The organism is Pseudomonas sp. C8002 (assembly GCF_013385765.1).
GTDB lineage: Bacteria > Pseudomonadota > Gammaproteobacteria > Pseudomonadales > Pseudomonadaceae > Aquipseudomonas.
The window spans coordinates 152,360-178,843 of the sequence record NZ_JACAPJ010000001.1; the positions used below are offsets into that span (position 1 = coordinate 152,360).

The window sequence follows — 26,484 nt, forward strand, 5'->3', positions numbered from 1 at the left end:
TTGGGCGCCCCGTTAAACCACGCTGGCCGGAGTGAGGGCACTCCGAGCCTAAGCGAGGAGCCGAGTGGTGGGGCAAGAGCGTTTTGCTTACTTTTGCGCTTTTCAAAAGTGAGCCGCTGTAAGAGCGGAACCAATCTCAGCCATCACCAAAATAACGGATATTCACCCACCACCGGCCGTAATAAACCGCCGCGCCAAAAACCCATACAACAGATACCCAAACGCCAATACCAGCGTCGCACCAAACACCGCCTCCTCACCACACGCGTAAATCGCATACAGCGAATACCCCACGGCAATCAGCAACACCGTGGTATTGCGCGCATACACCACCGCCGCCACCCGCGCCTTGTGCATCATCACCAGCAGCCCGGTCAGCGCGGTGACGTAAGGAATCAAATTGGTCACCACCGCCAGGTTCACCAACTTGCCGAACTGCGCACTGGCCGTGGGCGAGATGGTCGACAAGGCAATCAGGCTCTGCAACGCCGCACAGGCAATCAGCCCCAACACCGGCGCGTGCGCGCGGCTGACCCGGCTGAAGAAGCGCGGAAACAGGCGCTGGTCCGCCGACATCTTGGCCGTTTGCGCCAGGGTGAATTGCCAGCCCAATAGCGAGCCGATGCACGCCACTACCGCCAGGGCCATGATGATATCGCCCACCAGCGGCGTAAAGATCTGCGCATACACCAGGGCAAACGGCGCGGAAGACTCGGCCAGTTCGGCGTTAGGCACGATGCCCTGGATCACGCTGGTGGACAGCACATACACCAGCGCCGCGCCGAGGGTGCCCAGCAGGCAGGCCAGCGGCACGGTTCGCTTGGGGTCTTCCACCGCGTCATAGCCCTGGGCCGCGGACTCCATGCCGAGGAACGCCCAGAGGGTCAGCGGGATACTCGCGCCAATCGCATCCCACAGTTGCAGTTGGTTGGGGTTCCAGGCATCGCTGAACACCTCCGTCTTGAAATAGAACCAGCCGATCACGCTCAAGCCCGCCACGGGAATGATCACGCCCCACACCGTGATCACGCCGATCCGCCCGGTCAGGCGCGGCCCGCCGAAGTTGGCCACGGTAGTCAGCCAGATCAGCCCGAGGGTGCCGATGAATAAGGGGATGGGGCCGCTGCCCAGCCACGGGATGAAGGACGACAGGTAGCCCACCGCCGAAATCGCAATCGCCACATTGGCGATGATCAGCGACAGGAAATACAGGAACGAACAGAGGAAGAACCCGGACTTGCCGTGGGCCTCTTCGGTGTAGGCCGACATGCCGCCGGTGCGGGTGCAGAAGAGGCCGCACTGGGCAAAACAGTACGCGATCGCCATCGAGCCCACGGCGGTGATCAGCCACGACAGCAGCGAAATCGCACCCAATTGCGCCATGCTGGCGGGCAGCATGATGATGCCCGAGCCCATCATGTTGATCGCCACCAGGGTGGTCAGGCCCATCAGGCTCATCTTTTTGCTTGGCTCGGCCATCGGCAACTCCTTGTCGTGGGGGCGTGCGATGGCAGGCTAGCACGTTGTGGTCAGCGTGCCTTCGGGCTCCGGTTTTCTCCGAGGATTCGCGCGGCATCGCGAGCCGGCGGCAGGCCGAACACCCGGGCGTAATCGCGGCTGAACTGAGTGGCGCTTTCATAGCCGACTTCGAAGGCGGCGCTGGTGACGTTCCTGGCGCCGCCCACCATCAGCGTGCGCGCCTGTAGCAGGCGCACGCGCTTCTGGTACTGCAACGGGCTCAGGTTGGTGACGGCCTTGAAGTGGCGGTGAAAGGCCGACACGCTCATTGCGGCTTTCTGTGCCAGGGCTTCGACCCGGATCGGTTCGGCGAAGTCTCGGCGGATCCACTGGATGGCCTGGCTCACCCGGGCCATGGCGGTGTCCGGCGCGGCGATTTCACGCAGCATCCAGCCGTGGGGGCCTTGCAATACGCGGTAGAGGATCTCGCGCTCGTATACCGGTGCGAGGGCTGTGATCGCCTCAGGGTTGCCCATCAGCCGCAGCATGCGCAGCCAGGCGTCCATCAGTTCGGGGGTGACGGCGGCCACGGAAAAACCCGCATCGTGGTCGTAGCGCCCGGCAGGTTTGGGCAAGTCGCTCAGCAGCGTCGCGAGTACCGTCGGGTCGAGGGTCAGGCTGACCGCCAGGTAGGGTTCGCCGGTCACCGCCGGGTGCACGGTGCCCACGGCGGGCAGTTCGATGGACATCACGAAATAGGTCGCCGGGTCGTATCGCAGCGTGCGATCACCCACCGTCATGGATTTGCTGCCCTGCAGGATCAGGTTGATCATCGGGTCGTACACCGCGGCCAGCATGTGCTCGGGAATCGCGCCCTGGACCATGGCCACTCGCGGGATGCCGGTTTCAGTGCGACGGTTTTCAGCCTTGGCGGCCAGGGCGCGCAGTTCGATCAGTTGTGTGTTCATGCCGGGCATGCTGAGCGCCCAGGTGTGCCCTGTGCAAGCAAAAAGCAGAAACAGGCAGGTTTCGAGCAGGAACGGCTGCGTCGGCGCAGGCGCGCAAGCCTACTGTGGTGACTCATTTGAGCAAGCAGTGGAGCCACACATGGGCGTTATCCTCATTACCGGCGGCAGCCGTGGCATTGGTGCCAGCACCGCAGAACTGTGTGCCCGGCAAGGCATGGGCGTGATCCTGACCTACAACAGTCATCCAGAGGCCGCCCAGGCGGTTGTGCAGCGAATCGTATCGTCGGGCGGCAAGGCTGTCGCGCTGCCATTGGACGTGGCCGACATCAGTTCCTTCCAAGGTTTTGGCGAGGCGGTAAAGCAGGCGTTATCGGCCACCTGGGGTGTGAGTGGGTTGAATGGGCTGGTGAATAACGCCGGTTATGGACTGTTCAATCCCCTGGAATCGGTCACCGTGGCTCAGTTCGACGGCCTGCTGAATGTGCACCTCAAAGGGCCGTTTTTCCTGACTCAAACCCTGTTGTCGCTGCTGCAAGCCCACGCCTGCATCGTCAACCTCACCAGCGCGACAACTCGCGTCGCCACCGCTGGCGTAGCACCTTACGCAGCCTTCAAGGGCGCGCTGGATGTACTCACCCGTTACATGGCCAAGGAGTTTGGCGAGCGGCAGATCCGTGCGAATGCCGTCTCTCCAGGCGCCATCCGCACCGAACTGGGCGGCGGGCTCAATGATGAGTTCGAAGCGCTGCTGGCTGCACAAACCGCCCTTGGTCGGGTTGGGGAGCCAGAGGACGTGGCGCGTGTGATCGCCATGTTGCTGTCTGACGAAGGCCGCTGGATCAATGCCCAGACGATCGAGGTCGCGGGCGGCTACATCATCTGAAGAGCGAGGCGACAGCATGCTGGATCATATCTTTTTGTCGGTCAGCGACATTCAACGCTCCATCGATTTCTACCAGGCCGCACTGGCGCCGCTGGGCATCACCACGCGCCACGACTACGACGGCAAGGACGGCCCGCCGGGCCACCCGGACCTCAAGGGGTTCGGCGCGAACGGGCGGATCTTCTTCTGGTTGCGCGAGGGCGCGGTCGAGGGCAGGGCGGTGCATGTGGGGTTCGTCGCCGGCAGCCGGGTCGAGGTCGATGCGGCTTACCTGGCGGCGATGAACGCGGGCGCCGTCGACAATGGAGCCCCTGGGGCACGATTGCACTATGACCCGAACTACTACGCGGCCAACGTGCTGGATCCCGACGGCTACAGCCTGGAATTTGTCTACAAGAACTGGCAGCACATCTAGCAGTAGCCGTCGATGATCAGCCCGCGGCCTGCGGCTGCATCCGCAACTCACCTTCCACATCCTTGACCAACCCACTGGCCAGGAACAGCGGCACCACGCGCTTGTGCAGCTGCGGCTCGACAAATTCCCTCACCGTGTCCAGCGCCAGCGCGCCGCTCAACGGCAGCTCGGCCTTGGTGTAAGACAACCAGGCTTTCTTCAGTATCAGCAGCACGTCGCTGCCGGCGGTGGAGGCGAAGCGACGGTGGTTTTTTTTGCCGTCGAAATCGAAGGTGTGCTGAAACTCGTAGCCGGCCTCGCTGCCCTCGCTGGCGACGCAGCGGATGCAGGTGCAGGGGCCATCGCCGAAGGCACTGCGCAGGTAGTTGTTGAAGTCCACCACGGGCTTGAGTGACAGGCGCTTATCCACCTCGAACAGGTCCCCGGTCATTTTTTCGTCAGTGTTCAAGGTCCATTTCCTCGCAGCGGTTTTTTCAAGGGCGGCACGATACCAGCCGAAGGGCGTGGGCGGGTAGTTTTTGGTCGCCTCAGTGGGGACGTCCATTCGCCAATGCCCTTGTTACGGTGATCAGCCCGCCAGCTCATCCACCATCAGGTCGATAAAGCGCCGTACCCGAGGCTCCAGGAAGCGTTTGCTCGGGTACATCGCCAGAATCTCCACGTCTCCCGCGTCCAGGTTGGGCAACACGGGCACTAGGCGCCCGGCAGCCAGGTCCTCGGCCACCACGAAGTCCGGCAGCAAGGCGATGCCCAGCCCGGACACGGCAGCGTCGCGCAGTGCTTCGCCGCTGTCCAGGCGCAGGCGGCTGCGCCCGTACGCCTTGACCCAGGTGCCATCCGCTTCGCGAAAGCGCCAGCTTTGCTTGCGCGTGCGGCTGCTGAAATACAGGCAGTCGTGGTGGGCGAGGGCGTCCATGTCCCGGGGTATGCCGCGCTCGGCGAAATAGTCCGGTGCGGCGCACAGCAGCGCCTGATAACGAGCGACCACCCGGGAAACCAGTTGGCGGTCGGTGTTGGCGCTGCCGATGCGGATGGCCAGGTCGAAGCCGTCCTCGACGATATCGGCGGTGCGGTCGCTGAAACTGACTTCCACCTGCACCTCGGGCCAGGCGTGCAGGTATTTCTTCAACAACGGCAGCAACACCTTGCGCCCGAACGCATCGGGCACCGTAAGCCGCAATAAACCGCGCGGTACCCCGGTGGGCTGGCCGATGCGGCTTTGGGCGTTGTCCACTGCGGCGAGGATCTCCAGCCCCTGGTCATACAGCGCGCGGCCTTCGTCGGTGAGGCTCAAGGTGCGGGTGGTGCGGTTCAACAGGCGCACACCAAGGCTGTCCTCCAGGCGCGCCACCGCCTTGCCGGCCGCCGAGCGGGTCAGCCCCATGGCCTGGCCACCGGCGACGAAGCTGGCGCCATCGACCACCGCCATGAAGATCAGCATCTCGTTGAGGTTGGTGCGCAGCATAGAGTGGCTCCGGGGATGACATCAGGCACAGGCGCGCAATATAGCAGCGCCGGCGGGCAGTGTTTTTCGTATATCCATAGATCGCGATATTCTTTTTCGCACTGTACGTGGGCCGCTACGCTCGCAACCCTTCTCAACCTCGCGGCAGCGTTCTCATGATAATAAAACGACCCACCCTGACGCTCCTGGCAGCAGCCAGTGCGCTCCTCAGCCTTGGTGCACACGCCGAAGGCAAGATCAGCATCGCCCAGCAATTCGGCATCGGCTACTTGATCCTCGATGTGGTTCGTGACCAGAACCTGATCGAGAAACACGGCAAGGAACAGGGCCTGGACATCAAGGTGGAGTGGAACAGTATCTCCGGCGCCACCGCGATGAACGAGTCGCTGCTGGCCGGCGCGCTGGACGTGGTGTCGGCAGGTGTGCCGCCGATGCTGACGCTGTGGGACCGCACCAAGGGCAAGCAGAACGTCAAGGCCATCGCCTCGCTGGGCTCGATGCCCAACTACCTGCTGACCAATAACCCGGATGTGAAGACCCTCAAGGACTTCGGCGAAAAAGACCGCATCGCCGTACCGGCAGCGGGCGTGGGTTTCCAGTCGCGTACCTTGCAGATTGAAACCGCCAAGCAGTTCGGGAACGACAACTACAAGAAGTTCGACGATATCTCCATCAGCCTGGCGCATCCGGACGCCACTGCGGCGCTGATTGCTGGCGGTTCGGAGATCAACGCGCATTTTTCCAGCCCGCCGTTCCAGTACCAGGAGTTGTTGAATCCCAAGGTGCACAAGGTGCTGAGTTCCTACGACATTCTCGGCGGCCCGGCGACGTTCAATGTGCTGTACACCACCGAGAAATTCCACGACGAGAACCCCAAGACCTACAAGGCGTTCTATGACGCGTTGGCCGAGGCCGAGACAATCATCAAGGCCGACAAGCCGGCAGCGGCCCAGGCTTACATTCGTGTAGAGCAGTCGAAGCTACCGCTGGCGCTGGTGGAGAAGATTGTCCAGGACCCGGAAATCGACTTCACCATCGTGCCGCAGCGTACCTATATCTATGCCGAGAAATTGCAGGAGTTGGGCGTGTTGAAGAACAAGGCGGGGAGCTGGAAGGATTACTTCTTTGAAGAGGCGCATGGCGGGAACGGCAGCTGACTCCATTCTGAATTGAAACGCACACAAAAATGTGGGAGCGGGCTTGCTCGCGAATGCGGTGGGTCAGTCGATACATGTGCTGGCTGAACCACCGCATTCGCGAGCAAGCCCGCTCCCACATTGGATCTGCGGTGTTTTCAATTCCCCGCAAGGTTGTTCTTGATCCAGTCGTACAAGTGATTCCCCTCGCTCGACAACTCGCTGTTGGCCCGCCGGCACAGGTAGTACTGGCGGCCATCATCGACCTGTAGATCAAACAGCTTCACCAACTCCCCATTTGCCACATGCGGCGCCACCAGTGGCGCGCGCAGCAGTGAGCAGCCCAATCCGGTCAGCGTGGCCGTCAGCGCCAACTGACCATCCTCCAGCAGCAAACCATTCAACGCGGTCCCGTGATGCACGTCGGCGGCCTGGAACCATTGGCTCCAGGTGCCGCGCTCTTCGTCGTGCAACAGCGGTAATTCACTCAGCGCCTCAGGTGTGTCGATCGGCCCGTGTTGCTCCAGGAATGCGCGGCTGCAATACGGCGTCACCGCCCCGGAAATCAGCGGCTCGCTGTGGTACCCCGGCCAGTGCCCGGTGCCGAAGCGGATCGATAAATCGGCAGCGTCGCTGGGGTAGCTGCGGTGGTTGGCGTAGGTGACGTTGATGTCCAGCGCCGGGTGGTCCTTGAGGAACTGTGCCAGGCGCGGGATGAACAGGTTGATGCCGAACAGCGGGATCAGGCTGATGGTGACCTGGCGTGTGGCGCTTTTTTCCCGCACGTGTTCGGTGGCGCTGCGCAGTACGGCGAAGGCCGAGCGAATTGCGCGGTAGTACTCGCGGCCTTCTTCGGTGAGCACCAGGTTGCGGCCCTGGCGCAAGGTCAGCGCTTGCTGCAGAAAGCTTTCCAGCAGGTGCAGTTGATGGCTGACGGCGGAGGGCGACACGTCCAGCTCGCGGGCAGCGGAATTAACTCCGCCATGGCGGGCAAACGCTTCGAAGGTGCGCACGGCACGCAACGGCGGGTCATTGGCTAACTGTTCTAAATTATTCATGTGTTGAATTAAATACTAAGTTAGATGGCAAATAAAGAGCCATAAATGCCGTATTTATGGCGGTTATAGCGCTTTATGCGTTTGGCATAACCATATGAATTTCTGATATTTGATAAAAACAGAATAGATGCTTAGTGTGCCGCCCTCGTCAGTAGTGAGGTCGATGGTTTCCATGGATGCGTTTATCCAGCAGCTGCTCAATGGTTTGATGACGGGCAGTCTCTACGCGCTAGTGGCCTTGGGTTACACCATGGTCTACGGCATTTTGCGGATCATCAACTTTGCCCATGGCGATGTGTTGATGATTGGCGCTTTGGTGGGCCTCTCGGTGATTCGCCTGTTGCAGGTGACATGGCCGGCGATGCCGCCGGTGCTGGTGCTGCTGGCAGCCACTGTGATTGCCATGGCGTTCTGCGCGGTACTCGCGGTGCTGATTGAGCGGGTCGCTTATCGGCGCCTGCGCAATGCGCCGCGCCTGGCGCCATTGATCAGCGGCATCGGGGTGTCGTTGTTGCTGCAAACCGTCGCCATGTTGGTGTGGACGCGTAACCCGCAGATGTTCCCGCAACTGCTGCCGCTGGAACCGATTGAAGTGCTCGCGGGCGCTTCGGCGCATCCGGCGATCACCAACGCTACCGCCCTGACCACCATTGCCGTCGCACTGTCGGTAATGGTCGCGCTGCTGGTGCTGGTGGAACGCACACGCTTTGGTCGGGCGATGCGCGCCGTGGCCGAGAACCCGCAGGTGGCGAGCCTGATGGGCATCAACCCGAATCGCATCATCGTGCTGACCTTTGCCATTGGCGGCGCCCTGGCGGCATTGGCCGGAATCATGATGGCGAGCAACTACGGCAGCGCGCATTTCTACATGGGTTTCCTGCCGGGCATCAAGGCGTTCACCGCAGCCGTATTGGGCGGCATCGGCAACCTCAAGGGCGCGATGCTTGGCGGCCTGCTGCTGGGGTTGATCGAGGCCCTGGGTACCGGCTACCTGGGCGCTGCCACCCAGGGTGTGTTCGGCAGCAATTACCAGGATGTGTTTGCCTTTATCGTGTTGATCGCGGTGCTGGTGTTTCGTCCTTCGGGGCTGTTGGGCGAACGACTGGCGACCCGCGCATGAGTGTCCTGAATACCTCCCGCCAGCGCGCCAGCTTCGGCCTTGTGTTGTTCGCCGTGGCGCTGGTGCTGGCGCCGTGGATTGTCGGGCATGCCGGCGGCAATACCTGGGTGCGCACCCTCGATTTCGCCTTGCTGTACATCATGCTGGCCCTGGGCCTGAACATCGTCGTGGGTTACGCCGGGCTGCTGGACATGGGTTTTATCGCGTTCTACGCAGTGGGCGCGTACCTCGCCGCATTGCTGTCCTCGCCGCATCTGTTGCAGCAATTCCCGGCGCTGATGGCGCTGCTGCCGGCGGGCATGCACACCTCGATCTGGTTGATCCTGCCCTTGGCCGCGTTGCTGGCAGCGGGCTTTGGCGTGTTGTTGGGCGCACCGACCTTGCGCCTGCGCGGCGATTACCTGGCCATCGTGACCCTGGGCTTTGGTGAAATCATCCGCATATTGCTGCGCAACCTGGATCGCCCGGTGAACATCACCAACGGGCCCAAAGGTATTTCCCAGGTCGACCCGGTCAACCTGCTGGGGATCAACCTCGGGCGCACCCAGGAGCTGTTCGGCCTGCGCCTGCCTTCGGTCTATCTGTACTACTACCTGTTCGCCGCGCTGGTGGTGCTGATCCTGTTTGCCTGCATTCGCCTGGAGCGTTCGCGCATCGGGCGGGCCTGGGTGGCGATTCGTGAAGATGAGGAAGCGGCCCAGGCCATGGGCGTCAACACCCTGCGCTTGAAGCTGTTGGCGTTCGCCATCGGTGCCGGGTTTGGCGGCGTGAGCGGGGCGTTGTTTGCCTCGTTCCAGGGCTTTGTCTCGCCGGAGTCCTTCACTCTCAATGAGTCCATCGCGGTGCTGGCGATGGTGGTGCTCGGCGGCATGGGCCATATCCCCGGGGTGATTCTCGGCTGCGTATTGCTGGCGGCGTTGCCCGAAGCCTTGCGCGCGAGCATGGGCCCGTTGCAGCAGGCGCTGTTTGGCCAGGTGCTGGTGGACCCGGAAATCATTCGTCAGTTGTTCTACGGGCTCGCGCTGATCCTGGCGATGCTCTATCGACCGGCAGGCCTGTGGCCAAAAGGAGTGGCGCGATGAATCAGCCGCTGTTGCAGATTGACCAGGTGAACAAGCGCTTCGGCGGCGTGGCGGCGCTCACCGACGTGAGCCTGAGCATCCAGCCTGGGGAGATCTATGGCTTGATCGGCCCCAATGGCGCCGGTAAAACCACCTTCTTCAACGTGATGACCGGCCTGTATACCCCGGATTCCGGGCGCTTCCAGCTCGACGGCGAGGACTACAAGCCGGCCAGCGTGCACCAGGTGGCCCAGGCCGGCATCGCCCGGACCTTCCAGAATATCCGCCTGTTCAACACCATGAGCGCGTTGGAAAACGTCATGGTCGGCCGCCATGTGCGCACCCGCAATGGCGTGTGGGCCGCCTTGAGTCGCCATCGTCGAGCCCGGGAAGAAGAAGCGCAAACCCGCGCCCACGCTCATCGCCTGTTGGCGTATGTCGGGCTGGCGGGGTTCGCCAATTACCGCGCCGACAGCCTGTCCTACGGCCATCAACGCCGCCTGGAAATCGCCCGCGCCCTGGCCACTGAACCACGTTTGCTGGCCCTCGACGAGCCGGCCGCCGGGATGAACGCTGCCGAGAAAGTACAACTGCGCGGCCTGCTGGAAAAGATCCGCGACGACGGCCACACGCTGCTGCTGATCGAGCATGACGTGAAGCTGGTGATGGGGGTGTGCGACCGCATCAGCGTACTCGATTACGGCCAGGTGATCGCGGTGGGCGCGCCCGCCGAAGTGCGCCACGACCCGGCGGTGATCCAGGCCTATCTGGGAGCCAGCGCCCATGTCTGAACCTTTATTGAAAGTCGACGGCTTGCAGGTGCGCTACGGCGCCATCGAAGCGGTCAAGTCCCTGGATTTACACATCGGCGAAGGCGAGCGAGTGACGTTGATCGGCGCCAACGGTGCCGGCAAGACCTCCAGCCTCAAGGCCCTGACCGGATTGCTGCCGGCAGCGGCGGGGCAGATTCACTTCGCCGGGCGTTCGATCCTCGGCCAGGCGCCGGACCAATTGCTGCGCCAGGGCATTGCGATGGTACCGGAAGGGCGCGGGATCTTTGCGCGCATGAGCGTCCTGGAAAACCTCCAGGCCGGGGCCTTCCTGCGTCGTGACACCGAGCAGGTGAACCGCGAGATCCGCCAGTTGTTCGAGCACTTCCCGCGTCTGGAGGAGCGCCTGCAGCAGTCCGCCGGCCTGCTCTCCGGTGGCGAGCAACAGATGCTCGCGCTGGCCCGGGCGCTGCTCTCCAAGCCGCGCTTGCTGGTGCTGGACGAACCGTCCATGGGCTTGGCGCCGATCATGGTGGAGAAGATCTTCCAGGTGATCGACGACGTGTGCCGCCAGGGCATGACCCTGCTGCTGGTAGAGCAGAACGCCCGGCTCGCGCTGCAGGTCACCGACCGTGCCTATGTGATGGACACCGGGCGTATCAGCCTCACTGGCCCGTCCCATGAATTACTCGACCACCCCGAGGTGCGCAGTGCCTACCTCGGTGAATGAATCAACCCTGACGCTACCGGACGCCCGGCGTGTTCCGACCAGCCCGTAAAGAAACAGGAACCACTGATGAAGACTTTCAAGCACACCCTAGTGATCGGCCTGGCCCTGAGCAGCCTGGCGAGTGCCATGGCCCAGGCCGACCAGACCGTATTGATCGGCCTGGCCGGGCCGTTGACCGGCCCGTCGGCGCGGATCGGCAAGGACCTGGAAAACGGCGCGCAACTGGCCATCGACGCGGCCAACGCCAAGCACCCGAAAATCAACGGTGAGGCGGTGACCTTCAAGCTGCTGTCCGAGGACGACCAGTCCGACCCGCGCACCGCCGTCACCGTGGCCCAGCGCCTGGTGGACGAAGGCGTGGTGGGCGTGGTCGGCCACTGGAACACCGGCACCAGCATTCCGGCGGCGCGGGTTTATCACGATGCAGGTATCGCGCAAGTCGCCCCGGTTGCTACCGGGCACGCGTATACCCAGCAGGGCTTCGACACCAGCTTCCGGATCATGGGCCATGACGACGATGGCGGCCAGGTGGCCGGCGACTATGCTTTGAACACCCTCAAGGCCCGGCGCATTGCGGTGATCGACGACCGCACCGCATTCGGCCAGGGCCTGGCGGACCAGTTCGTCAAATCCATCGAGGCCGGTGGCGCCAAGGTGGTATCCCGTGAATACGTCGACGACAAGACCATCGATTTCAGCGCAGTGCTGACCAATATCCGCAGCCAGAACCCGGACCTGATTTTCTTTGGTGGCGTCGATTCCCAGGCCGCGCCTTTGGCCAGGCGTATCAAGCAACTGGGCATCAAGGCACCGCTGATGGGGGCCGGTGGGTTTGTCAGCCAGACCTTCCTGCAACTGGCGCAGAACGAAGGCGAGGGCGTGATTGCCCTGGAGCCGGGCCTGGCGGTGGCGCAGATGCCGGGTGGCAAGGCGTTCGAGCAGGCTTACAAGGATCGCTACAAGGCGCCGATCGAACTGCACGCGCCGTTTGCCTATGACGGTGTCGGGGTGTTGGTGGCGGCGATCGAGAAGGCCGACTCGGTGGACCCGCAAAAGTACCTGCCGGTGCTGCGCGCCATCAGCTATCAGGGCGTGACCGGGACCATTGCGTTTGATGCCGAGGGCAATTTGAAGAAGCCGTCGTTCACCGTGTATCAGGTCAAGGGCAATCAGTGGCAGCCAGTGAGTGTGGCGGGCGGCAAGTAAACGAATTCTGTGGAGCTGACGGAGGCACACAATGAGCAAGCTGGAAGGTGAACTGGGCATCCTGGCCCGGCGGCGGATCGAAGCCGAAATCATCAAGCCGATCTACGAGATCCTGGTGCGCGAGCAGGGCAAGGCCTTTGCGGCGGCGGTGATCGGCGAGGCGGTGGGCAATGCGGCGATCCAGGCCGGCAAGCACTTTGCCGAGCTGGAAGAGCAGGGCGCCGACCTCAAGAGCTTTGTCGAGCTGCAAGTGCTCTGGGAAAAGGACGATGCGCTGAAGGTCGAGATCATCGCCAGCGACGCCGAGCACTACGACTATGACGTGAAGCGCTGCCGCTATGCCGAGATGTATCACGAGATGGGCCTGGGCGAGATCGGTCACCTGCTGTCCTGCAACCGCGACGAACTGTTTATCGTCGGCTACAACCCGGACATCAAGCTGACCCGCACCCAGACCATCATGGGCGGTGCCCATTACTGTGACTTCCGCTACCGGGCCAAAGCCCAGGAGCCGCGTTCATGAACGACTTGGCGCGGGTCAATGGCGAGCGCCTGTGGGGCTCGCTGATGGAAATGGCGCAGATCGGCGGCACCGAAAAGGGCGGCGTCTCGCGCCTGGCCCTCACGGATGAGGACCGCCGCGGTCGCGACCTGTTTGTGCAATGGTGCGAGGCGGCCGGGTGCAGCATTCGGGTGGATGCCATGGGCAATATCTTTGCCCGTCGCGCCGGGCGCCAGGATCACCTGGCCCCGGTGCTGACCGGTTCCCATGGCGATTCCCAGCCGGCGGGCGGCAAGTACGACGGTATCTACGGCGTGCTGGCCGGGCTGGAGGTGGTGCGCACCTTGAATGACCTGGGGATTGAAACCGAGCGGCCAATCGAAGTGGTGAACTGGACCAACGAAGAAGGCTCGCGGTTTGCGCCGGCGATGATTTCCTCGGGGGTGTATGCCGGGGTGTTTGACCTGGAGTACGGCCTGTCCCGGGAAGACAAGGCCGGGATCACCATCGGCCAGGCGTTGCAGCAGATTGGCTATGCCGGTGCGCATCCGGTGGGTGGCCAGGCGGTGCATGCGGCGTTTGAGTTGCATATCGAACAGGGGCCGATTCTTGAGGCACAGGGCCTGACCATCGGTGTGGTCACCGGCGCCCAGGGCCAGCGCTGGTATGAAGTGGAACTGAGCGGGCGCAGCGCCCATGCCGGGACGACGCCGATGGATCACCGGCTGGATGCATTGCTCGGATTTGCCCGGGTGGTGGAGGCAGTCAATCAGATTGGCCTGGAGCAGGGCGCCGAAGGGCGGGCGACGGTGGGTATGGCGAATATCTTCCCCAATTCACGCAACGTGGTGCCGGGGCGGGTGTTTTTCAGTGTGGAGTTTCGGCATCCGGATGAAGCGGTGCTGGGGTATCAGGATCAGCAGTTGCAGGCGGCAGTGGCGCGGATTGCCGAGGGGATTGGTTTGCAGCACAGCGTGAAGCAGATCTTCCAGTACGCGCCGATTGCCTTCGACCCTGAGTGTGTGGAGGTGGTGCGGGCTTCGGCGCAAGCGTTGGGGTATAGCCATCGCGACATGATTTCCGGGGCCGGGCATGATGCCTGCTACCTGAACCGGGTGGCGCCGACGGCGATGATTTTTGTGCCGTGTGTGGAGGGGCTGAGCCATAACGAGGCGGAGGAGATTCATCCGCAGTGGTCGACGGCGGGGGCGGATGTGTTGTTGCAGGCGGTGTTGGCCAAGGCGGGGGAGTGAGCGAGGTTTAACTGTTCAACTGGGTTCCCTGTGGGAGCTGTCGAGCTTTAGCGAGGCTGCGATGAGGCCCTGTCAGGCAATAGAGATGTCGACAGTCAGGCCGCCATCGCAGCCTCGCTAAAGCTCGACAGCTCCCACAGGGGACCGAGTTTCCACAGGGGGGGCGAGTTCCCATAGGAAATCCAGTTTTCGCTCTGGAGCTTCTTTGTCTGATGATCAGCGGAAGAACTCGCCCGGTGTGGCGTCGAACTGCTGGCGGAAGGCGTTGATGAAGGCCGAGGTGGATTCGTAGCCGCAGGCCAATGCTACGTCGGTCACGCGTTCGCCTTGTTCCAGGGCGGGCAGGGCGCTTAACAATCGCAGGCGCTGGCGCCATGCGCGAAAGGTCAGGCCGGTGTCGCTCAGGAACAGCCGGCTGAGGGTTTTCTCGCTGACCGCCAGTTTCTGGCTCCACTGCCCCAGGGTGGTTTGCTGCTCCGGGTGCAGGTTCAGGCTGCGGTAAATCTGCCGCAAGCGGCTGTCGGCGGGCAGCGGCAACATCAGGTCGACCTGGGGCGCGGCGGCCAGTTGGTCCAGCACCACTTGGGCCAGCCGTCCATCCGGGCCATCCTCGGCGTATTCCACCGGCAATTCGCTGAAGCTGCGAATCAACTCGCGCAACAGGCTGCTCACCGCCAGCACCTGGCAGCGGTCAGCCGCCCAGGCGGTGACGCTGCAATCGAGGTACAGGCTGCGCATCTCGGTATGGGGCGAACTGAACACCCGGTGTGGCATGCCGGCCGGTATCCACACGGCTCGCTGGGGTGGCGCGACGAAGCGTCCTACGCTGGTCTGGATCTCCAGCACCCCGGATATTGCGTAGGACAACTGCACCCACGGGTGACTATGGCGGCGGGTCAGCGCGCGGTTGGGCAGGGATTCGGTGCGGCCATACACCGGCCTGGGCAGGCTGGAAAGCCCGGGCACGCTGCGGCGCACGGTTTTGTCATGTCCTTTTGGCGGCATTTACTGGCTCATTGGCGTTAGTCGGTAACAAGCCGTTACGTTAGAGTCGCGACGATGCTCTTGGCAACCCCTGGAAGATTGGCCTATGACCCGCCCACGCTTTTTACCTGACAACTTCACCCTGACCCTGGTGGCCACGGTGATCCTCGCGTCCCTGCTGCCCGCCAGCGGCCAGACCGCCGTGGCCTTTGGCTGGGTGACCAACCTGGCCATCGCGCTGCTGTTTTTCCTGCACGGCGCGAAACTGTCGCGCCAGGCCATTGTTGCCGGTGCGGGTCATTGGCGCCTGCACCTGCTGGTGTTCAGCCTGACCTTCGTGCTGTTTCCGTTGCTGGGCCTGGCGCTCAAGCCGGTGTTGTCGCCGCTGATCGGTAAAGACCTGTACATGGGCATGCTCTATTTGTGTGCGTTGCCCGCCACCGTGCAGTCGGCGATTGCCTTTACCTCCCTGGCCCGGGGCAATATCCCGGCGGCGATTTGCAGCGCGGCGGCGTCGAGCCTGTTCGGGATCTTCCTGACACCATTGCTGGTGACGTTGCTGCTGAATGTGCATGGCGATGGCGGCTCCACCGTCGATGCGATCCTGAAAATCAGTGTTCAATTGTTGCTACCGTTCATCGCCGGGCAAATCGCCCGTCGCTGGATCGGCGAGTGGGTAGGGCGTAACAAATCCTGGCTGAAGTTCGTCGACCAGGGGTCGATTTTGCTGGTGGTCTACGGCGCCTTCAGCGAAGCGGTCAACGAAGGCATCTGGCACCAGATTCCGTTGTGGGAACTGGGTGGCCTGGTGGTGGCGTGCTGTGTGTTGCTGGCGCTGGTGCTGGTGGCGTCCACGGTGCTGGGCAAGGCTTTTGGCTTCAGCCAGGAAGACCGGATCACCATCCTGTTCTGCGGCTCGAAGAAAAGCCTGGCCACCGGTGTGCCGATGGCCCAGGTGTTGTTTGCCGGGGCGAGCATGGGGGTGCTGATCTTGCCGCTGATGCTGTTTCACCAGATCCAGTTGATGGTCTGCGCGGCGCTGGCCCAGCGCTATGCCAAGCGTCCTGAGTCGATTCCCGAGCTGATGGGGCAAGTCGATCCCTGAATCGTCGTGTTACTATTTTTTGCGCGCGGCTCAAGGCCCGGCATCGGGCCGGCTTGATCTGCGCGCAAACGAGTACGACGACCTGTAAATGAGCATTTCCGCCGCAACACCTCAAGCCAACTGGCAACCGGTCTTCGCTCTCGCGTTGGCCGCTTTCGTTTTCAATACCACCGAATTTGTACCGGTCGGCCTGCTGAGTGCCATCGGCGCGAGCTTCGACATGCCCATCGCCAGCGTCGGCCTGATGCTGACCATCTATGCCTGGATCGTGTCCCTGACCTCGCTGCCGGTGATGCTGCTGACCCGTAACGTCGAGCGGCGCAAGCTGCTGATCGTGCTGTTCGGCATGTTTATCGCCAGCCATATCCTGTCCAGCGTGGCCACCAGCTTTGGCATCCTGATGCTCAGCCGGGTCGGCATTGCCCTGTCCCATGCGTTGTTCTGGTCGATTACTGCCTCCCTCGCGGTGCGTTTGGCGCCGGAGGGCAAGCAGGTGCAGGCCCTTGGGTTGCTGGCTACCGGTACTTCCCTGGCGATGGTTCTGGGTATCCCGCTGGGCCGCTTGCTGGGCGAAGCCATGGGCTGGCGCACCACCTTCCTGGTGATCGGCGCGTTTGCCGCCGGGCTGGTGTTCTGGCTGGCGCGCACCTTGCCGCTGCTGCCGAGCCAGAACTCCGGCTCGTTGCGCAGCCTGCCGCTGCTGTTCAAGCGCCCGGCGCTGGTGGCGTTGTATGTGCTGACGGCGATGGTGGTGACGGCGCAGTTCACTGCCTACAGTTATGTTGAGCCGTTTGTTGAAGGTGTTGCCGGTATGAGTGGCAATACGGTGACCCTGATCCTGCTGGTGTTTGGCGGCGCGGGGATCATTGGCTCGTTGTTGTTCAGTCTGGTGCATCGCTTTAATCCGCACCGGTTCCTGATCAGCGCGGTGACCATACTGGCGCTGTGCCTGGCGTTGTTGCTGCCGTTGAGTGGCGAGGTGTCGTACCTGGTGACCCTGAGTGTGTTCTGGGGCATGGCCATCATGGGTTTTGGCCTGGCGTTGCAATCGAAGGTACTGGTGCTGGCGCCGGATGCCACGGATGTGGCGATGGCGATGTTTTCCGGGATCTACAACATCGGCATTGGTGGTGGGGCGTTGATGGGCAGTTGGGTGGGCAGCCACTTTGGTTTTGCCTGGATCGGCGCGGCGGGCGGGTTGCTGGCAGCGGTGGCGTTGATTGGGTATTGCCTGGCGATTTATCGGTTTGGGCAGGGTGTGGCGCGTAGCCCTCTGTAGGAGGTAATTTTCATGGCAGTTCGTTTGATTAAACCGGCGGTATTCGCAGTGCTCGCCGGGTTTTCTGTGTTGTGGCTCAGCCCTGCAAGCCTGGCGGCCAGTTTTGACTGTGACCGGGCGAAGGCGCCTGACGAGAAAACCATCTGTGCCACGCGCTCCCTCAATGATCAGGACGTGACCATGGCGCTGCTCTATGACCTCAATCGGCACTTCATGGCCATGGGCGGGCGCGGTTCGTTGATGGATGATCAGGCTGTGTGGCTCAAGCAACGGCATACCTGCGGCGCCCAAGTCAGTTGCCTGAGCAAAGCCTATACGCAGCGGATTGCGATGTTGCGTAGCTTCATTGATGAGCGGGTGATGACGAAGGGGCCGTTCTGAATAACGGGCATAAACGTACAACGCCGGCTAAAGTCAGTTTTCTCAACAGAGTCTGAAAGCACATCAACACACCGCAGCAGGTTTGCCATGGACGAAAAACCAGACGCGTTACACATAGCGGAAATTCCCTACGAGACCGGTGAGGTTCGATTCAGGTATTCGCGTTACCTGTCCGAGGACGGCACGCAATGGATTCGACATGGGCTTTTTCGCGCCTACCACCCAAACGGCAACCTGGCTTCCGAGGGGAATTACGTGGATGGCGCCGAACACGGCGACTGGCGGGACTACCACGACAATGGACAGGTGGCGGCGCAGGGCGTTTATGAGCGTGGCCAGGAAGTTGGGCTGTGGTCGTTCTGGGATGCAGATGGATCTCTGGAGGAGTCCTCATGACCACTGAGCTTGCAGCGTCGCTGCACGAAGAGATCCAGTCGTTATGCAGTGCAGGTGATCAATTGGCCGATGACGGCCGTTATGAAGAGGCCATCGAGCAATACAACAAGGCCTGGATCTTGATCCCCGAGCCGAAAAATGATTGGGAAGCCTCCACCTGGGTATTGGCTGCCATCGCTGATGCATGCTTTTTATCCGGATTCAACGGCTCAGCCCGGGATGCCTTGGACTATGCGATGACCTGTCCGGGCGGTCTCGGAAATCCGTTTTTACATCTGCGCCTGGGGCAGGTTTTGCTGGATCAGGGCCACGATGATCAGGCCGCCGATGAATTGATGCGGGCATACATGGGCGCAGGGGCCGAGATCTTTGACAACGAGGATGGGCGCTATCTGCGCTTTCTTGGCACGCGGGCAAATCTCTAGACGCGAGGGCGGGTGTTGATGTCCACGTTGGCAATGATCCGGCAGCAATGTTTGCTTTTGAATGGCGCGCGCGCCGTTGAGCCTGGGTTTCTTGATGAGGTGCAGAGCCACCTTGGCCTGGAGCTTGCGGATGATTTTCGTGAGGCTGCCGAGTTCTTCGATGGCTCTGGAATCTACGTTTTGCCCTTGCACGCAATAGGGTGGGCGCCTGCGCCGAATGTCCTGGACGAAACCAGACGTCTTCGAGAGCGTGCCGGGCTTGCGCGGCAGTTTTTGGTATTAGCCCAGCCGCCGGCCAGTTTGATCGTGATGGATTGCTCGGGCGGAGGCGGTCGGGTGATTTGGTGTGATGACGTGGATGTGTGCCGCCTGGGTAGGGAGGCCTTGTTGACTGCGCCGGATTCATGGCCGACGTATACCGCGTTTCTTGAATACCTGATCAGTGAAGAGCAGCAAGATCGTGTTGATCTGCCCGACGATAAAGCTTGATGCTACGAGCCTGGCTGAAGTCCGGCGAGAGGGTGACGCGGAGCGTCACGGTATGCATTCCCACGCAGAGCGTGGGAACGATCAAATGCTCAAAATTTGTTATGGGCTGTCCCAACCATAGTGAAAAATTGTTGGCTCACGACATTCTCCCTAATATCAGAATGCTTGATCCTACAGATCTTGTAATAATTTTAGATTGTAGGAAATTCCCGTTTCGCCTGTACGATTCAAGTCCTTTTCCCACAACAGGACCTGCATGAACACCCTCTCGGAACCTCCCAGTCGTCTTTCCCCAAGACATGCACTGTCGCCGTTCCCGCTGATCGCCTGCCTCCGGGCCAAGCATCCCGTCTTCCGATTGCCTACCCTTACCCGGTCCCTAGATCGTGCGTTGCCGTGCCCGGCATTCTGAAAAACTTGAAGAGATACTGAAAAATGGAATGGTTAGCGGATCCAACGGCCTGGCTCGGCCTGTTGACTTTGATTGTGCTGGAGCTGGTGCTGGGCATCGACAACCTGGTGTTTATCGCGATCCTGGCGGACAAGCTGCCGCCGGAGCAGCGTGACCGTGCGCGTCTGATCGGTTTGTCCCTGGCGTTGCTGATGCGTCTGGGCCTGTTGGCAAGTATTTCCTGGTTGGTGACCCTGACCCAACCGCTGTTCGAGGTGTTCGACAAGAGTTTCTCGGGCCGTGACTTGATCATGCTGTTTGGTGGTGTGTTCCTGTTGTTCAAGGCCACCATGGAATTGCATGAGCGCCTTGAGGGGCATGTGGCTCAGCGCACTGGCAACGTGGCCTATGCGATGTTCTGGCCGATCGTTGCGCAGATTGTGGTGCTGGATGCGGTGTTCTCCCTCGATGCGGTGATTACCGCCGTGGGCATGGTGGATGAGCTGGCGGTGATGATGATCGCGGTGATCATTTCCATCGGCCTGATGATCGTTGCCAGCAAGCCGCTGACCCGTTTCGTCAACGCCCACCCGACGGTGATCATGCTGTGCCTGGGCTTCCTGATGATGATCGGTTTTGCCCTGACCGCAGAGGGCCTGGGCTTCCACATCCCCAAAGGCTATCTGTACGCGGCCATCGGCTTCTCGATCCTGATCGAGCTGTTCAACCAGATCGCGCGGTCGCGCCGCAAGAAGTCGGCCCAGGGCACGCTGCCGAGGCGTGAGCGCACGGCCCACGCCGTGATGCGTTTGCTCGGCGGGCGTAATCTGGCAGTGGAGGAGGTGGGTGAAGAGGTCGCCGACCTGCTGGATAACCCTGATGCCAACGGCGGGCCGCTGTTCGACCGGCGCGAGCGGGTGATGATCAGTGGCGTGCTGCAACTGGCTGAACGCCCGATCCGTACGCTGATGACGCCTCGGGCGAAGGTGGACTCTATAGATCTGTCGGACGATCCCGACACTATCCGCCTGAAACTGATGCATTCGTCTTACTCGCGCCTGCCCTTGATCCGCAACGGTAATGTCGACGAGCCATTGGGCTTTGTGCACAAGAAGGAGTTGCTCAAGGAATACCTGGCCGGTAACGAGCCGAACCTGGAGCACCTGGCGCGCCGGGCGGTCAACTTGCTGGAGAGTTTTTCGATTCTCAATGCCTTGGAGCAGATGCGTCAGGAGTCGACTCACATTGCCTTCGTGATCAACGAATTTGGCGACTTTATCGGGGTGTTGAGCATGACCGACATCCTCGAGTCCATCGCCGGTGAGTTGCCGGATGCGAGTGAGGTCGAAGGCCCGGATATCGTCGAGGAGGAGGGTGGTTTTCGCGTCAATGGCGCCTTGAACCTCAACCTGATCCGCCAGCGCACCGGCTTCAAGGCTGTGGCGACGGAGGATTACCAGACCCTGGCCGGGCTGGTGATGAGCCTGCTGGATCGACTGCCGGTGGTCGGTGACAGCCTGGAACATGAAGGCTGGCGCCTGACCGTGGCGGCGGTGGAGGAGCGGCGGGTCACGCAGGTGTTGCTGGCCCCTCTTTAACGGGTGAATTTCATTCGACGCTGGGCTGGCCTTTGGATAGCATCGCCGCTCACTGAACCGTTAAGGAAGGGTTACCCGAATGACTTTGGACGTGCTTAAGATTTCTGCATTCTGTGACGGCAACCAGGGCGGTAACCCTGCAGGTGTTTGGATCGGTGACAGCCTGCCGGAAGCTGCAGAAATGCAGCGTATCGCCCACGAAGTCGGGTTTTCGGAAACCGTATTCGCCTGCCCGCAGGATGACGGCTGGCGCGTGCGGTACTTCGCGCCGGAGTCCGAAGTTGCGTTTTGCGGGCATGCCACCATCGCCCTCGGTGCGGCCTTGAGCCTGGCGCTGGGCGATGGCGAATTCCACCTGGCGTTGAACAATGGCGATATCTCGGTCAGCGGCCGCAGCGAAGGCGACCTGATCGAGGCCGCGCTGCAATCCCCGCCAACCCGCAGCGCACCGGCCAACGATGCCCTGGTGGACGCGGGCCTGACCTTGTTCGGTTACACCCGCAATGACCTGGACCCGAGCATTCCGCCAGCGATCATCCATGCCGGCATTTCCCACCTGGTGCTGGCGCTCGCCAGCCGCGCCAAACTCAGCCAGATGCACTATGAACTGGAAGCCGGTCGCCGCTACATGACCGACGCCGGGCTGGGTACCGTGGTGCTGGTGTTTGCCGAAAGCCCGACACTGTTCCACACCCGCAACCCGTTTGCGGTGGGCGGCGTGTACGAAGACCCGGCCACGGGTGCCGCGACCGCTGCCTTTGCCGGCTACCTGCGGGACCTGGGCTGGCCGCACAACGGGCGCATCGACATTATTCAAGGCGAGGACATGGGCAGCCGTTCGCGCTTGCAGGCGCAGATCACCGATGAAAAGGGTGCCTCGATTCGGGTTTCGGGTACGGCGCGGTTGATGTTGGAGGACTGATTCTGGTCCTGGCGAACGTCTCCCTCAGCGTTTTTTCGTCGAACCCCTCCAGCTTATTGATCATCTTGCCATTCTGGAAAACCAGCAGGGTAGGCGTGCCGGTAACCTCGGGATGCCTAGGGGTTCGGGCAGTGTCGAGCACCAGGCTCTTCACGGAACTGGCGTATTTCCCGGCAATCCGTTCAAACAGTGGCCCGGCTTCCCCGCAGGCCGGGCAGTGCTGCGAAACAAACAGCATGAACACCGTTCTATGCGTCTTGAGCAACTGCTGATACTGCTCGGCATCGGCAATCACCGCCGTTGCAATTCCCATGATGATCTCCTTGAGCGAAAGGCCTGGCCCACGCTAATCCCGGCGATCAAAACCGTCTACTGTCAAAACTAACAGGTACCCACCTCCAAGTAGCCCATTGTGGCGAGGGAGCTTGCTCCCGCTGGGCTGCGCAGCAGCCCCAAAGCCTTCAGCGCTCCGCCCGCTCCCGAGCCTTCTTCGCCAACCCCACGCACTGCTTATAGTCACCCTGATCCTTGGCATCCTTCGCCCTGCGATACCCATGATGATTCTGCGTGGTGTAGTTCGTACTGAACGCCGCCTTCAGCCTGACCAGCTCAGCCTTGCATTCGCGCCGGTCATTCTTGGCGAACACCTGGGTGGCAAACGCCAGCGACAACAACATAAGGACAAGACTGATCTTCATCTGAACGCGTTCCTTGGGGGGCTCGATCATCTGCCAAGACTAGCCCAGCCACGGAATTCTTCCATCCGGCCATTGCACCGCTTTCGTGCACGGTAACGACCCGCCCCCGCACCCAAATGTGGCCTGTCACCCCGGTGTGTAGCCAACGGTAGCAATCTGATTGCAGCGGCTGGCCCAGTGCCTTATCGCTGATAAAAATCTATCCATTTGATTTAAAAAGAAATTAATCCCGCAATATTTTTCTGTCACCGCGTGTGGCACACTTTCTGCTGTCTATTCCGTTGTTACATACTAAGTTCCGGTATAGCGGAATACACAATCTCTGGAGTGCTTGTCATGCATCACCGACCTTCCGTGTTCAAAGCGTGTGTTTTTCTCTTCGCCGCATCGGCTTCCCTCGCCAGCGTAGTGCAGGCGGCGGACAGCAAGCTCGATACAGTGCTCAAGCGTGGGCACCTGATCGTGGGTACAGGCAGTACCAATGCGCCGTGGCACTTCCAGGGAGCGGATGGCAAGTTGCAGGGTTTTGACATCGACATCGGCCACATTGTGGCCAAGGGGTTGTTCAACGACCCGAGCAAAGTCGAATACGTGGTGCAGTCCTCCGACGCCCGGATTCCCAACCTGCTGACCGACAAGGTCGACATGAGCTGCCAGTTCATCACTGTCACCGCCAGCCGCGCGCAGCAAGTGGCTTTCACCCTGCCGTACTACCGCGAAGGCGTGGGCCTGCTGCTGCCGGCCAACAGCAAATACAAAGAGATCGAAGACCTGCAAGCCGCTGGCGACAGCGTCACCGTGGCCGTGCTGCAAAACGTCTACGCCGAAGAGCTGGTGCACCAGGCATTGCCCAAAGCCAAGGTCGACCAGTACGACAGCGTCGACCTGATGTACCAGGCCGTGAACTCCGGGCGTGCCGACACCGCCGCCACCGACCAGTCCTCGGTCAAGTACCTGATGGTGCAAAACCCGGGCCGCTACCGCAGCCCGAGCTACGCCTGGAGCCCGCAAACCTATGCGTGCGCCGTCAAGCGTGGCGACCAGGACTGGCTGAACTTCGTCAACACCGCCCTGCATGAAGCCATGACCGGTGTGGAATTCCCAATGTACAAGGCCTCGTTCAAGCAATGGTTCGGTGTGGACCTGCCAGAGCCTGCGATCGGTTTCCCGGTTGAGTTCAAGTAATTCGTAAACCCTGGGGCGTCGCTGACGGCGCCCCAATCAGGTACTGCCGACCATGAACTATCAGTTGAACTTTGCCGCTGTGTGGCGCGATTTCCCCAGCTTGCTGGCGGGGCTCGGCCTAGGCCTTGAACTGGCACTTCTGTCCATCGCCATCGGTTGCGTGATCGGCCTGTTGATGGCGTTTGCGATGCTGTCCAAACACCGTGCGCTGCGCATCGTGGCCTCGGTGTATGTGACGGTGATCCGCAACACCCCGATCCTGGTGCTGATCCTGTTGATCTACTTCGCCTTGCCCAGCCTGGGTATCCGGCTGGACAAGATCCCTTCGTTCATCATCACCCTGTCGTTGTACGCCGGTGCCTACCTCACCGAAGTCTTCCGCGCAGGCCTGCTGAACATTCCCAAGGGGTTGCGTGAAGCGGGCCTGGCCATTGGCCTGGGCGAATGGCGTATCCGCGCGTACATCACCGTGCCGGTGATGCTGCGCAACGTGCTGCCGGCGCTGTCGAACAACTTCATTTCGCTGTTCAAGGACACCTCCCTGGCCGCCGCGATCGCGGTGCCGGAGCTGACCTATTACGCCCGCAAGATCAACGTCGAAAGCTACCGGGTGATTGAAACCTGGATGGTCACGACCGCGCTCTACGTGGCTGCCTGTTACCTCATTGCCATGCTGCTCCGTTACCTGGAACAGCGTTTGGCAATTCGCCGCTAAGGAGCGCCCATGTACGAATCCCCCAGCTGGCTGCATGAGTTGTGGATCGCCCGGGAAACCCTCTGGGCGGGGTTCCAGACCAGCGTCTACTGCTCGGCCCTGGCCATTATCTTCGGCACCCTGATCGGCATCGTCGCCGGCTTGGTACTGACCTACGGCAAATTCTGGATGCGCGCACCGTTTCGCCTGTACGTCGACCTGATCCGCGGTACGCCGGTATTTGTGCTGGTATTGGCGTGCTTCTACATGCTGCCGGCGCTTGGCTGGCAGATCACTGCGTTCCAGGCCGGTGCCGTGGGCCTGACGCTGTTCTGCGGCTCTCACGTTTCGGAAATCGTGCGCGGTGCATTGCAGGCCATTCCCAAGGGGCAACTGGAAGCGGGCAAGGCCATCGGCCTGACCTTCTATCAATCCCTGGGCTACGTGCTGTTACCCCAGGCGCTGCGGCAGATCCTGCCGACCTGGGTCAACTCGTCTACCGAAATCGTCAAGGCTTCCACCTTGCTGTCGGTGATCGGTGTGGCCGAGCTGCTCCTCAGCACCCAACAGGTCATCGCCCGGACGTTCATGACCCTGGAGTTCTACCTGTTTGCAGGCTTTATGTTTTTTGTCATCAACTACGCCATCGAATTGTTGGGGCGTTACATTGAAAAGCGGGTGGCGTTGCCATGAACCAACTATCAAAAGAAAGCCAGCCACTGCTGAACATTCGCGGCCTGCGTAAACAGTACGGCCCGGTGGAAGTGCTCAAGGGCGTCGACCTGAGCATGCAGCGCGGCAACGTCGTGACATTGATCGGCTCCAGCGGCTCGGGCAAGACCACGCTGCTGCGCTGCGTCAACCTGCTGGAAGAATTCCAGGGCGGCCAGATCACCCTCGACGGTGAATCCATCGGCTACAGCGAGGTCGGCGGCAAGCGCGTGCGCCACCCGGAGCGGGTGATCTCCCAGCACCGCGCGATGACCGGCATGGCGTTCCAGCAGTTCAACCTGTTCCCGCACCTGACCGCCTTGCAGAACGTCACCCTCGGCCTGCTCAAGGTCAAGAAGATGGGCAAGGACGAAGCGGTTGCACTGGCGGAAAAATGGCTGGATCGTGTCGGCCTGCTGGAGCGCCGCAATCACTTCCCGGGCCAACTGTCGGGCGGCCAGCAACAGCGCGTGGCGATTGCCCGGGCGATTGCGATGAACCCGAGCCTGATGCTGTTCGACGAAGTCACCTCGGCCCTGGACCCGGAACTGGTGGGCGAAGTGCTCAGCGTAATCAAGGGTTTGGCGGAGGAGGGCATGACCATGTTGCTGGTCACCCACGAAATGCGCTTTGCCTATGAAGTCTCGGACAAGATCGTCTTCATGAACCAGGGCCGCATTGAAGAACAAGGGCCGCCGAAAGACATTTTCGAACGCCCGCAATCGCCGCGACTCGCGGAATTTCTCAAGAACATTCGTTTTTAAATCATCACTTCAGGAGATCCATTATGAGCATTACTCGTTACGGCACCGGCGCCACTGCAGGCGGCGGCCAGCCTCGTCCTTTCGCCCGCGCGGTGGAAGCGGATGGCTGGTTGTACGTGTCGGGCCAGGTGCCGGCGGTGGACGGTGAAATCATCACGGGCGGGATCGTCGAGCAGACCCACCAGACCATGCGCAACGTGGTGGCGATTCTCGAAGAAGCCGGCTACGCCCTTGAAGACGTGGTGCGCGTCGGTGTATGGCTGGAAGACCCACGGGACTTCTGGAGCTTCAACAAAGTCTTCGGCGAATACTTCAACCCGGAACATGCTCCGGCGCGGGCGTGTGTGCAGGCGAACATGATGGTCGATTGCAAGGTTGAGATCGATTGCGTGGCCTACAAGAAAAAAGGCTAAATGCCCGTCTCTTGAGACCACAGG

Annotated in this window: 31 protein-coding genes; 23 read left to right on the plus strand and 8 right to left on the minus strand. The window is 61.4% G+C overall.

What is annotated here, in order from left to right; genetic code table 11:
* Positions 1 to 162: 162 nt before the first annotated feature.
* Both potE and HX814_RS00745 read right to left on the minus strand, forming a co-directional pair.
* Entirely contained in the window at positions 163 to 1,479 is a 1,317-nt protein-coding gene (gene potE, locus HX814_RS00740; RefSeq protein ID WP_177008275.1) for a putrescine-ornithine antiporter, read from the minus strand.
* 50 nt (positions 1,480 to 1,529) lie between these two features.
* Positions 1,530 to 2,426 (minus strand): AraC family transcriptional regulator, encoded by an 897-nt coding sequence (locus HX814_RS00745; protein ID WP_177008274.1) that lies wholly within the window; start codon positions 2,424 to 2,426, stop codon positions 1,530 to 1,532.
* Between the two features lie 139 nt (positions 2,427 to 2,565).
* Between HX814_RS00745 and HX814_RS00750 the strand changes: the two genes are divergently transcribed.
* A complete protein-coding gene (locus HX814_RS00750) occupies positions 2,566 to 3,309 on the plus strand; it encodes an SDR family NAD(P)-dependent oxidoreductase (RefSeq protein ID WP_177008273.1) in 744 nt (247 codons plus the stop codon).
* 16 nt (positions 3,310 to 3,325) lie between these two features.
* Positions 3,326 to 3,724 carry a VOC family protein gene (locus tag HX814_RS00755; RefSeq protein ID WP_102605903.1) on the plus strand — a complete coding sequence of 133 codons (399 nt, stop codon included), beginning with the start codon at positions 3,326 to 3,328 and terminating at the stop codon, positions 3,722 to 3,724.
* Positions 3,725 to 3,740: 16 nt separating this feature from the next.
* Here HX814_RS00755 and HX814_RS00760 read toward each other — a convergent pair whose 3' ends face one another.
* Together HX814_RS00760 and HX814_RS00765 are read right to left on the minus strand one after the other, a co-directional pair.
* A complete protein-coding gene (locus HX814_RS00760; RefSeq protein WP_177008272.1) occupies positions 3,741 to 4,172 on the minus strand; it encodes a hypothetical protein in 432 nt (143 codons plus the stop codon).
* 120 nt (positions 4,173 to 4,292) lie between these two features.
* Positions 4,293 to 5,189: a LysR family transcriptional regulator gene (locus HX814_RS00765; RefSeq protein ID WP_177008271.1), complete on the minus strand. Its 897-nt coding sequence runs from the start codon at positions 5,187 to 5,189 to the stop codon at positions 4,293 to 4,295.
* 155 nt (positions 5,190 to 5,344) lie between these two features.
* On the opposite strand from HX814_RS00765, the gene HX814_RS00770 reads away from it, so the two are divergent.
* Positions 5,345 to 6,346 carry an ABC transporter substrate-binding protein gene (locus HX814_RS00770; RefSeq protein ID WP_177008270.1) on the plus strand — a complete coding sequence of 334 codons (1,002 nt, stop codon included), beginning with the start codon at positions 5,345 to 5,347 and terminating at the stop codon, positions 6,344 to 6,346.
* 137 nt (positions 6,347 to 6,483) lie between these two features.
* On the opposite strand, the gene HX814_RS00775 is transcribed toward HX814_RS00770, so the two are convergent.
* Positions 6,484 to 7,383: a LysR substrate-binding domain-containing protein gene (locus HX814_RS00775; RefSeq protein ID WP_134326868.1), complete on the minus strand. Its 900-nt coding sequence runs from the start codon at positions 7,381 to 7,383 to the stop codon at positions 6,484 to 6,486.
* Between the two features lie 172 nt (positions 7,384 to 7,555).
* Here HX814_RS00775 and HX814_RS00780 point away from each other — a divergent pair, with 172 nt between their 5' ends.
* From HX814_RS00780 to HX814_RS00810, 7 genes are all read left to right on the plus strand, one after another.
* On the plus strand, positions 7,556 to 8,503 hold the full coding sequence (locus HX814_RS00780; RefSeq protein ID WP_008436930.1) for a branched-chain amino acid ABC transporter permease: 948 nt from the start codon (positions 7,556 to 7,558) through the stop codon (positions 8,501 to 8,503).
* On the plus strand, positions 8,500 to 9,585 hold the full coding sequence (locus HX814_RS00785) for an ABC transporter ATP-binding protein (RefSeq protein ID WP_087694203.1): 1,086 nt from the start codon (positions 8,500 to 8,502) through the stop codon (positions 9,583 to 9,585). The genes HX814_RS00780 and HX814_RS00785 overlap by 4 nt, the downstream gene beginning before the upstream one ends.
* Positions 9,582 to 10,355 carry an ABC transporter ATP-binding protein gene (locus tag HX814_RS00790; RefSeq protein ID WP_177008269.1) on the plus strand — a complete coding sequence of 258 codons (774 nt, stop codon included), beginning with the start codon at positions 9,582 to 9,584 and terminating at the stop codon, positions 10,353 to 10,355. Before HX814_RS00785 ends, HX814_RS00790 begins: the two co-directional genes overlap by 4 nt.
* The gene (locus HX814_RS00795; RefSeq protein WP_008436935.1) at positions 10,348 to 11,064 is read left to right on the plus strand and encodes an ABC transporter ATP-binding protein; all 717 of its coding nucleotides are present in this window, start codon (positions 10,348 to 10,350) and stop codon (positions 11,062 to 11,064) included. The genes HX814_RS00790 and HX814_RS00795 overlap by 8 nt, the downstream gene beginning before the upstream one ends.
* 66 nt (positions 11,065 to 11,130) lie before the next feature.
* Positions 11,131 to 12,270 carry a branched-chain amino acid ABC transporter substrate-binding protein gene (locus HX814_RS00800; RefSeq protein WP_177008268.1) on the plus strand — a complete coding sequence of 380 codons (1,140 nt, stop codon included), beginning with the start codon at positions 11,131 to 11,133 and terminating at the stop codon, positions 12,268 to 12,270.
* A 31-nt stretch (positions 12,271 to 12,301) separates the two neighbouring features.
* Positions 12,302 to 12,793 carry an L-2-amino-thiazoline-4-carboxylic acid hydrolase gene (locus tag HX814_RS00805; RefSeq protein WP_177008267.1) on the plus strand — a complete coding sequence of 164 codons (492 nt, stop codon included), beginning with the start codon at positions 12,302 to 12,304 and terminating at the stop codon, positions 12,791 to 12,793.
* Positions 12,790 to 14,025, plus strand: a complete 1,236-nt coding sequence (locus HX814_RS00810) for a Zn-dependent hydrolase (RefSeq protein ID WP_177008266.1) — start codon at positions 12,790 to 12,792, stop codon at positions 14,023 to 14,025. The genes HX814_RS00805 and HX814_RS00810 overlap by 4 nt, the downstream gene beginning before the upstream one ends.
* 216 nt (positions 14,026 to 14,241) lie before the next feature.
* On the opposite strand, the gene HX814_RS00815 is transcribed toward HX814_RS00810, so the two are convergent.
* A complete protein-coding gene (locus tag HX814_RS00815; RefSeq protein ID WP_003207977.1) occupies positions 14,242 to 15,030 on the minus strand; it encodes a helix-turn-helix domain-containing protein in 789 nt (262 codons plus the stop codon).
* Positions 15,031 to 15,115: 85 nt separating this feature from the next.
* Between HX814_RS00815 and HX814_RS00820 the strand changes: the two genes are divergently transcribed.
* From HX814_RS00820 to HX814_RS00855, 8 genes are all read left to right on the plus strand, one after another.
* Entirely contained in the window at positions 15,116 to 16,114 is a 999-nt protein-coding gene (locus HX814_RS00820; protein ID WP_087694198.1) for a bile acid:sodium symporter family protein, read from the plus strand.
* Between the two features lie 88 nt (positions 16,115 to 16,202).
* Positions 16,203 to 17,393 carry a sugar transporter gene (locus HX814_RS00825; protein WP_003207980.1) on the plus strand — a complete coding sequence of 397 codons (1,191 nt, stop codon included), beginning with the start codon at positions 16,203 to 16,205 and terminating at the stop codon, positions 17,391 to 17,393.
* 12 nt (positions 17,394 to 17,405) lie between these two features.
* Complete coding sequence (locus tag HX814_RS00830; RefSeq protein WP_177008265.1) at positions 17,406 to 17,774, plus strand: lysozyme inhibitor LprI family protein; 369 nt, start codon at positions 17,406 to 17,408, stop codon at positions 17,772 to 17,774.
* 192 nt (positions 17,775 to 17,966) lie between these two features.
* Entirely contained in the window at positions 17,967 to 18,170 is a 204-nt protein-coding gene (locus HX814_RS00835) for a toxin-antitoxin system YwqK family antitoxin (protein ID WP_371132908.1), read from the plus strand.
* A complete protein-coding gene (locus HX814_RS00840; RefSeq protein ID WP_003207983.1) occupies positions 18,167 to 18,595 on the plus strand; it encodes a hypothetical protein in 429 nt (142 codons plus the stop codon). Before HX814_RS00835 ends, HX814_RS00840 begins: the two co-directional genes overlap by 4 nt.
* Before the next feature lie 18 nt (positions 18,596 to 18,613).
* Positions 18,614 to 19,084, plus strand: coding sequence for a hypothetical protein (locus HX814_RS00845; RefSeq protein ID WP_102605894.1), 471 nt, complete (start codon positions 18,614 to 18,616; stop codon positions 19,082 to 19,084).
* Positions 19,085 to 19,519: 435 nt separating this feature from the next.
* Positions 19,520 to 21,073 (plus strand): TerC family protein, encoded by a 1,554-nt coding sequence (locus tag HX814_RS00850; protein ID WP_177008264.1) that lies wholly within the window; start codon positions 19,520 to 19,522, stop codon positions 21,071 to 21,073.
* Between the two features lie 79 nt (positions 21,074 to 21,152).
* Positions 21,153 to 21,995 carry a PhzF family phenazine biosynthesis protein gene (locus HX814_RS00855; protein WP_177008263.1) on the plus strand — a complete coding sequence of 281 codons (843 nt, stop codon included), beginning with the start codon at positions 21,153 to 21,155 and terminating at the stop codon, positions 21,993 to 21,995.
* Here the strand turns inward: HX814_RS00855 and HX814_RS00860 are convergent.
* Both HX814_RS00860 and HX814_RS00865 read right to left on the minus strand, forming a co-directional pair.
* Entirely contained in the window at positions 21,931 to 22,308 is a 378-nt protein-coding gene (locus tag HX814_RS00860; RefSeq protein WP_102369342.1) for a co-chaperone YbbN, read from the minus strand. The two genes, HX814_RS00855 and HX814_RS00860, sit on opposite strands and share 65 nt — an antisense overlap.
* A 148-nt stretch (positions 22,309 to 22,456) precedes the next feature.
* On the minus strand, positions 22,457 to 22,693 hold the full coding sequence (locus HX814_RS00865) for a hypothetical protein (RefSeq protein WP_177008262.1): 237 nt from the start codon (positions 22,691 to 22,693) through the stop codon (positions 22,457 to 22,459).
* A gap of 336 nt (positions 22,694 to 23,029) precedes the next feature.
* On the opposite strand from HX814_RS00865, the gene HX814_RS00870 reads away from it, so the two are divergent.
* Genes HX814_RS00870 through HX814_RS00890 form a run of 5 tightly spaced genes read left to right on the plus strand, consistent with a single transcriptional unit; the run spans position 23,030 to position 26,460 of the window.
* Positions 23,030 to 23,878: a transporter substrate-binding domain-containing protein gene (locus HX814_RS00870; protein WP_003207992.1), complete on the plus strand. Its 849-nt coding sequence runs from the start codon at positions 23,030 to 23,032 to the stop codon at positions 23,876 to 23,878.
* A 52-nt stretch (positions 23,879 to 23,930) separates the two neighbouring features.
* On the plus strand, positions 23,931 to 24,593 hold the full coding sequence (locus tag HX814_RS00875; protein WP_003207993.1) for an amino acid ABC transporter permease: 663 nt from the start codon (positions 23,931 to 23,933) through the stop codon (positions 24,591 to 24,593).
* Between the two features lie 9 nt (positions 24,594 to 24,602).
* The gene (locus HX814_RS00880; RefSeq protein ID WP_003207996.1) at positions 24,603 to 25,265 is read left to right on the plus strand and encodes an amino acid ABC transporter permease; all 663 of its coding nucleotides are present in this window, start codon (positions 24,603 to 24,605) and stop codon (positions 25,263 to 25,265) included.
* On the plus strand, positions 25,262 to 26,047 hold the full coding sequence (locus HX814_RS00885; protein WP_003207998.1) for an amino acid ABC transporter ATP-binding protein: 786 nt from the start codon (positions 25,262 to 25,264) through the stop codon (positions 26,045 to 26,047). Before HX814_RS00880 ends, HX814_RS00885 begins: the two co-directional genes overlap by 4 nt.
* A 23-nt stretch (positions 26,048 to 26,070) precedes the next feature.
* Entirely contained in the window at positions 26,071 to 26,460 is a 390-nt protein-coding gene (locus HX814_RS00890) for a RidA family protein (RefSeq protein WP_003208000.1), read from the plus strand.
* Positions 26,461 to 26,484 lie beyond the last annotated feature (24 nt).